At 36.7% G+C, this 5,532-nt stretch carries 8 protein-coding genes and 1 pseudogene; 7 read left to right on the plus strand and 2 right to left on the minus strand.

What is annotated here, in order from left to right; translation table 11 throughout:
- Window positions 1–336 precede the first annotated feature (336 nt).
- The 3 genes from D0T84_RS21020 to D0T84_RS21030 are packed head-to-tail and all read left to right on the plus strand — an operon-like array spanning window position 337 to window position 2,372.
- Window positions 337–993, plus strand: coding sequence for a transposase (locus D0T84_RS21020; RefSeq protein WP_163309880.1), 657 nt, complete (start codon window positions 337–339; stop codon window positions 991–993).
- A complete protein-coding gene (locus D0T84_RS21025; protein ID WP_163309882.1) occupies window positions 987–2,159 on the plus strand; it encodes an efflux transporter outer membrane subunit in 1,173 nt (390 codons plus the stop codon). The genes D0T84_RS21020 and D0T84_RS21025 overlap by 7 nt, the downstream gene beginning before the upstream one ends.
- 12 nt (window positions 2,160–2,171) lie before the next feature.
- A complete protein-coding gene (locus tag D0T84_RS21030; protein WP_163309884.1) occupies window positions 2,172–2,372 on the plus strand; it encodes a winged helix-turn-helix domain-containing protein in 201 nt (66 codons plus the stop codon).
- Between the two features lie 310 nt (window positions 2,373–2,682).
- On the opposite strand, the pseudogene D0T84_RS21035 reads toward D0T84_RS21030, so the two are convergent.
- A pseudogene (locus D0T84_RS21035) lies at window positions 2,683–2,996 on the minus strand (hypothetical protein); the annotation flags it as partial.
- 445 nt (window positions 2,997–3,441) lie between these two features.
- Here D0T84_RS21035 and D0T84_RS21040 point away from each other — a divergent pair.
- Window positions 3,442–3,939, plus strand: coding sequence for a hypothetical protein (locus D0T84_RS21040; protein WP_163309886.1), 498 nt, complete (start codon window positions 3,442–3,444; stop codon window positions 3,937–3,939).
- A gap of 4 nt (window positions 3,940–3,943) precedes the next feature.
- Here D0T84_RS21040 and D0T84_RS21045 read toward each other — a convergent pair whose 3' ends face one another.
- On the minus strand, window positions 3,944–4,672 hold the full coding sequence (locus D0T84_RS21045) for a S24 family peptidase (protein WP_163309888.1): 729 nt from the start codon (window positions 4,670–4,672) through the stop codon (window positions 3,944–3,946).
- Window positions 4,673–4,762: 90 nt separating this feature from the next.
- On the opposite strand from D0T84_RS21045, the gene D0T84_RS21050 reads away from it, so the two are divergent.
- The 3 genes from D0T84_RS21050 to D0T84_RS21060 form a co-directional block, all read left to right on the plus strand.
- Entirely contained in the window at window positions 4,763–4,972 is a 210-nt protein-coding gene (locus tag D0T84_RS21050) for a hypothetical protein (protein WP_163309890.1), read from the plus strand.
- A gap of 45 nt (window positions 4,973–5,017) precedes the next feature.
- Window positions 5,018–5,161 (plus strand): hypothetical protein, encoded by a 144-nt coding sequence (locus D0T84_RS21055; protein WP_163309892.1) that lies wholly within the window; start codon window positions 5,018–5,020, stop codon window positions 5,159–5,161.
- 72 nt (window positions 5,162–5,233) lie between these two features.
- The coding region (locus D0T84_RS21060; protein WP_163309894.1) for a Rha family transcriptional regulator at window positions 5,234–5,532 on the plus strand (299 nt) is incomplete at its 3' end.

The raw sequence follows: 5,532 nt of genomic DNA on the forward strand, positions 1-5,532 counted from the left end.
TTGTTTAATTTCGCAGTATATCTTTTTAAGACATCGCCACAGATATACCTATATTGGTCAAGTGCTGCTGATATATTCATTGTAACTCTTTGTGTAGATTACTTAAAGTTACTGAAAATCAGCCATTTGACCAATTCTTTTGTACTAACTTTTGTTAATATAACTCATTAATATCGAGATAGTTAATTAATTATTTACCGAAGTATTGATTTAGGCATTAAAGGTAAAATAAATTTCTTGCAACTTGCTCGTTTTTCTCGGTACTGTGAACAATATTTTAGAATAAATTTCGAGAATATATTCAATTTTCAGGATTTTAATTTTACGCTTATTTCCATGCAGAAGATAAAAGAATGTATTATCGCTTTTGATCCCAGCTATATTCCCAAGAGTGGAAAATCTACTTTTGGGACGGCTTATTTTTGGTCGGGTTGTGCCCAAAAAGCCAAGTGGGGATTAGATATTTGTGGTTTTGCCGCAGTAGATGTCTTTCGAAACACAGCTTTCCATTTGAATGCGATTCAAACCCCACCGCTGGAAAAACTAACCCTGCTGGATTATTATTGTAGCCTTCTGGTTGAAAATGTGATGTATTTCAAAGAACTGTCAACTTATCTGGTTGCCGATGCCTATTTCTCAAAGAAGAAAGTAGTGGACACGGTTCTCTCCTTAGGCATGCATTTTATCAGCCGATTGCGCGATGATGCAGATATGCGCTATATTTACAAGGGAAAACAATCAGGGAAAAAAGGAGCCAACAAGAAATATGATGGCAAGATTAATCCGTATTCCCCTGATATGAACCATTTTTGTGAAGTCTTTACTTCTTCCAAAGAAATCAAAATCTATTCAGCCATTGTATATCACAACACATTAAAATGTAACATTAAACTGGCTATGGCCATATTCTACAAGAACGGAAAAGAAGTAACCCGAAAACTTTACTTCTCAACAGACCTTACAATGGATGCCCTAAAAATTTCGATATGCTGATTGCTCAGGAACGTATCAAGCAAGCTGAAGCTTACTTAGGACAAGCTCGTGCTGCTTATTTTCCCGAACTGGCATTGAGTGCACAGGTTAACCAATCTCGGAATAGTTACGGACAGAACGGGAAGGATGTATTGGGATATCATACTGAAAATTATTCCTTAGGACTCGTCGCAAGCTGGGAGCTGGACATCTGGGGGAAAATGAACCGCCAATCCAGGGCAAGATACGCACAGATGCTCAATAGTTATGCTGGGCGGAACCTTATCCAGACTTCATTAATATCCAGTATGGCCAATACCTATTATTCATTGCTGGCTTTAGATGAACAATTGAAAGTTACCAAAGAAATGATTTCTCTAATGGAAGAAAGCCTTGTTACCACTCAGGCGCTTAAAGACGGCGGTATGGTAACGGGGGCTGCCGTAGAACAGACTAGAGCAACCTTAGCAAGCACTATAGCTACAATTCCTGATCTGGAAAGCAATATCAGACAACTTGAAAATGCAATTTGCATGATGATGGGACGTAAACCTGGTGCAATAGCCAGAACATCTATTTCCGAACAGAATGTAGCTTCGGAATTCTCTCATGGAATACCTGCCCAAATGCTTGCCCGCCGTCCTGATGTGAACCAGGCAGAACTGGAATTCCGTTCTGCTTTTGAATTGACGAATGCCGCTAAAGCAAGTTTTTATCCGTCCATCAACCTGACATCGGGAATGATCGGATATTCGACGGTGAACGGTTTGAGTAATTTCTTTAAGCCTGAAAATATTTTTGCCAGTATAGTCGGAGGTTTAACCCAGCCTATTTTTGCTCGTAAGCAGTTAATAACACAATATGAAGTGGCGAAGGCAGATCAGAAGATTGCTTTGATATCTTTTGAACGAGTTGTATTGTCTGCCGGACAGGAAGTTTCCGACATCCTCTACACATATGAATCATCTTTGAGGAAAAATAGTGACAGGGTGGTGCAGGTTGATTCCCAAACTAAAGCAGTATATTTCACTCGGGAATTACTAAAAGCCGGAGAAGCAAATTACCTTGAGGTTTTAACAGCTCAACAAGGATTATTGCAGGCACAATTAACCCAGATAAGAGATAAACTGGAGCAACTTCAGGCTGTTTCTAATCTATACAGAGCGTTGGGCGGGGGAGTAGAATAATAGTGAGGACATATGCTGAAAAAAATAATTAGTTCGGATTCTGTATTTATTCATCAATTGTTATCCTCAAATGGAGTATTGAAAATAGAACAGTTGATGGATATGACAGGTTATAGGGAAATGTACATCTATCTGGTTCTTGGATGGTTGTCAAAGGAAGATAATATTTGCTATCTGGAAAAAGAAGATGGTTTATATATAAAATTCAGATGAAGATAACTATCGGACTGAATTGTTTCATTAATATAAATAATTAAAATGGAGGCAGCAGATATAAATCCGCTGCCTCTTCTATAGTTTTAGTGAGCTACAAAAAAGAATACTGATGCACTCAAGGTATTAAATTGAAAGATAAAATATGAAAAGAATATTAGTCATAGGTGCTTCCTATTTTGTGGGAAGCTATTATTAAAGAGCTATTAGCCTGACACATTTTTGGTAGGAGTACCGGATGACTCCTAGACTTATGTATAGGCTTTTGATATGGGAGGCGATGAAATACTAACCATCCTGGATATGATAGATATTGTTGCAGGTCTTTAGACATTCTGGCAACCATTTCAGAGTTGCTGTCTACCCTACGGGTAATATCCTCAAACTTATAGATAGCCGAAGACTTGCTGCGGTTAAATGCCTGTTGTTCGCATTCCAATGAAGCTATTTTCTTTTCCAGCTTTGCTTCTTCCAACAGGTCGGTATTACCGGATAATATAGCTACATATTCCGAAAAATTCATATCCGAACCTTCATCCAGACTTCTTTCATCAATGGTACGATAGCCATATTGTTTTTCTTTAGCTGGTTGATAAATAGCTGTTTGTTTTGTAATAGGTTAAATTATAACAGTCTAATGATTATTTCAGGTACTCCAATCTGCGAAATTATATATAAGTCAGGATTTTCCTCAGTTTCTTATTTTACAAAATGTTTTTCCATAAACTTTAGCTGTTTTTATTGTTCTACAAAAATTGACGACTCCGGAGTTAATTTCCCCCGACTTTCAGAGGAGTGGGCAAGGTGTTTTAAGGCACTTAAAACGTTTTGAGTGTACTCAAAACATACCTTGCCATACACTGACATGCATCAAAATTCACATTGCAAAATTAGAATCTGAATATTGGATAATACTTAATCGGCAATTCAATATAAGCACTTAATCGCACAAAAATTGTTACCTTTCGGCAATTCAATACAGACATTTTTTGTTACCTTTCGGCAATTCAATATAAGCACTTTTGGTAACAAAATCACCAAAAAGTATTACTTTTGAAAAAAAATTAATATGAACCTGATATTTGCACTTTTATTGATATTCGGTGTTATCCTCTTTATACTAAAAAAAGTATCAAGAACAAATCAAACAGTAAAAAAACACAAGACAAAGAATCCAGGTATGTATTTCATGGAACTCTATGAAGAAACAGAACAAATAAGAAAGTCTTCAATAGAGAATATTGATAATCCTCATTATATACATCTATCCAACTGGTATCTTATCCTTGCTTATGCTTGTCAAGGTAGAATTTGCGATATAGATGATATGTATGATTATTACAAAGATGAGTTTTGTGAATTTAATGAAACCTATATAAGGCTATTGCAATCCGAAAAAAAGCAAATATATGCAATGGCACGTATTGCTAAAAGGATAGACGATAGCGATATGTCTGACATGAAAGATAATGAGTCAATCGGTGAATACACAGATAGGAAACTTCAGAAGAATAAAGCTTTTATGGAAAAATATAACTATTATCTAAATTACAACTTTATCATCTAATTATTTAAGATATCGTATTATAACGTATTGATACTTTTACTATAGCTAAAGCCTTTATGTGTGACTTGTGTTCTTCTTTTGGCTGATGATTTATATTTTGGCTAACTAACTTAAAATATTCATCGCTTATGTCTGATCTCTGTATATATTTAACGGTTAAATACCTATCACTGTTATCTTCTATATCCAAAACATACATCTCACCTGGCCTGATATCTTGAAACTCCTTTATTATTTTATAGCAAATAATGTCCCCTGCTTTCAAGATCGGATACATAGAATCACCCCTTATTGATAAAGCTCCATCACATTTAGGAGCATTTGGAATACTTATGTAATCAAGAGGAACCTGTGTATTCTGATTGTCGAATAATGTATTTAAACCTGCTGTAGCTTCTATCTCGTAATAAGGTATCAACTGTTTATCAATCCCAAAATAATCAGTTTTAAGCTTGTACATTGTCATTTTCGGCTCTAAAACCTTGTTGAAATCTTCCGATTTCCAATCATAGCCTTTTGGGGTATCATTGCTTTTTAGCATTGAGCCTTTGCCTGTAATAAGCCATTCCAAATTCAAATCTTGATATTGATAGCTTATTTTCTCGCATATATCGCTACCAATGTTACCTTCCTTGTCAAGATAGCCATTAGACAAGGCGATATCCTTGTAAAATCTATACTTGCTAATACCTTTACTCTCAATATATTTCAGTATTCTTTTTCTTGCAGTCATATTTTAATAGAAAATAAGCTATCAATTTCTTTGCTATGAGAAATTAAGCTATTATATTTGTACCATTATTAATACAAAGTTATCAAAAATATGGAACTATCAAATCTTTTGAAATTCAAACAACACGGTGATGCAGTACGCATTGCATCCATTGTAAACAAAAGCAGGCGTAAGCGCGGCCAAAAAGCCTATTCGGCCGAGGCCATACGTAAAATGCTGAATGGAACACGCACAATGAACGATGAAGTAGCCGAAATAGCTACACGCTACTATCAGGCGCAAAGCGCGATAATGAACTAAACCTATTACCAACCTCCTAAAAAGCAAAGCAAGATGGACAAAAAAATGAAACAGCCAGTAGTAATTAATATCCAGAATCTGATTGGCACCCTGATCATCGTAGACAGCAACGCATCTGCAGATGTAGAAAAACAAATAACAGAGGCGTTGGCTAAGGCTATGAAAGCGATTCCGTTGGCTGATATCTGATACTGAAACGGATAATATTCTAAGAGAGGCGAAACACCAGTATTAACAATAACATAATCCAATCAACCAATTATGAACCAATTAACCAACATCCAAACAATGAGCAGCCGCGAGATTGCGGACTTGGCAAACAAAAACCACAGAGATATAATGAGAGCCATCCGCACGATGGAACCGGCATGGGTAAGAGTTACTGGGCGCAAATTTGCGCTCAGTGCATACAAAGACGCTACAGGCCGCACATTGCCTATGTACCAGCTATCTAAAACCGAGTGCCTGTATATCGCTACCAAGTTCAACGACGAGGCGCGTGCTCGCCTGGTGATACGCTGGGAGGAACTGGAGCAGGCAGCACAACGTACCACCCTGCT

The organism is Dysgonomonas sp. 521 (assembly GCF_010501055.1).
GTDB lineage: Bacteria > Bacteroidota > Bacteroidia > Bacteroidales > Dysgonomonadaceae > Dysgonomonas.

Coding starts and splice junctions, on each gene's coding strand:
- D0T84_RS21020 (WP_163309880.1), top strand. CDS start 337: ATGCAGAAGATAAAAGAATGTATTATCGCTTTTGATCCCAGCTATATT.
- D0T84_RS21025 (WP_163309882.1), top strand. CDS start 987: ATGCTGATTGCTCAGGAACGTATCAAGCAAGCTGAAGCTTACTTAGGA.
- D0T84_RS21030 (WP_163309884.1), top strand. CDS start 2,172: ATGCTGAAAAAAATAATTAGTTCGGATTCTGTATTTATTCATCAATTG.
- D0T84_RS21040 (WP_163309886.1), top strand. CDS start 3,442: ATGAACCTGATATTTGCACTTTTATTGATATTCGGTGTTATCCTCTTT.
- D0T84_RS21045 (WP_163309888.1), bottom strand. CDS start 4,672: ATGACTGCAAGAAAAAGAATACTGAAATATATTGAGAGTAAAGGTATT.
- D0T84_RS21050 (WP_163309890.1), top strand. CDS start 4,763: ATGGAACTATCAAATCTTTTGAAATTCAAACAACACGGTGATGCAGTA.
- D0T84_RS21055 (WP_163309892.1), top strand. CDS start 5,018: ATGAAACAGCCAGTAGTAATTAATATCCAGAATCTGATTGGCACCCTG.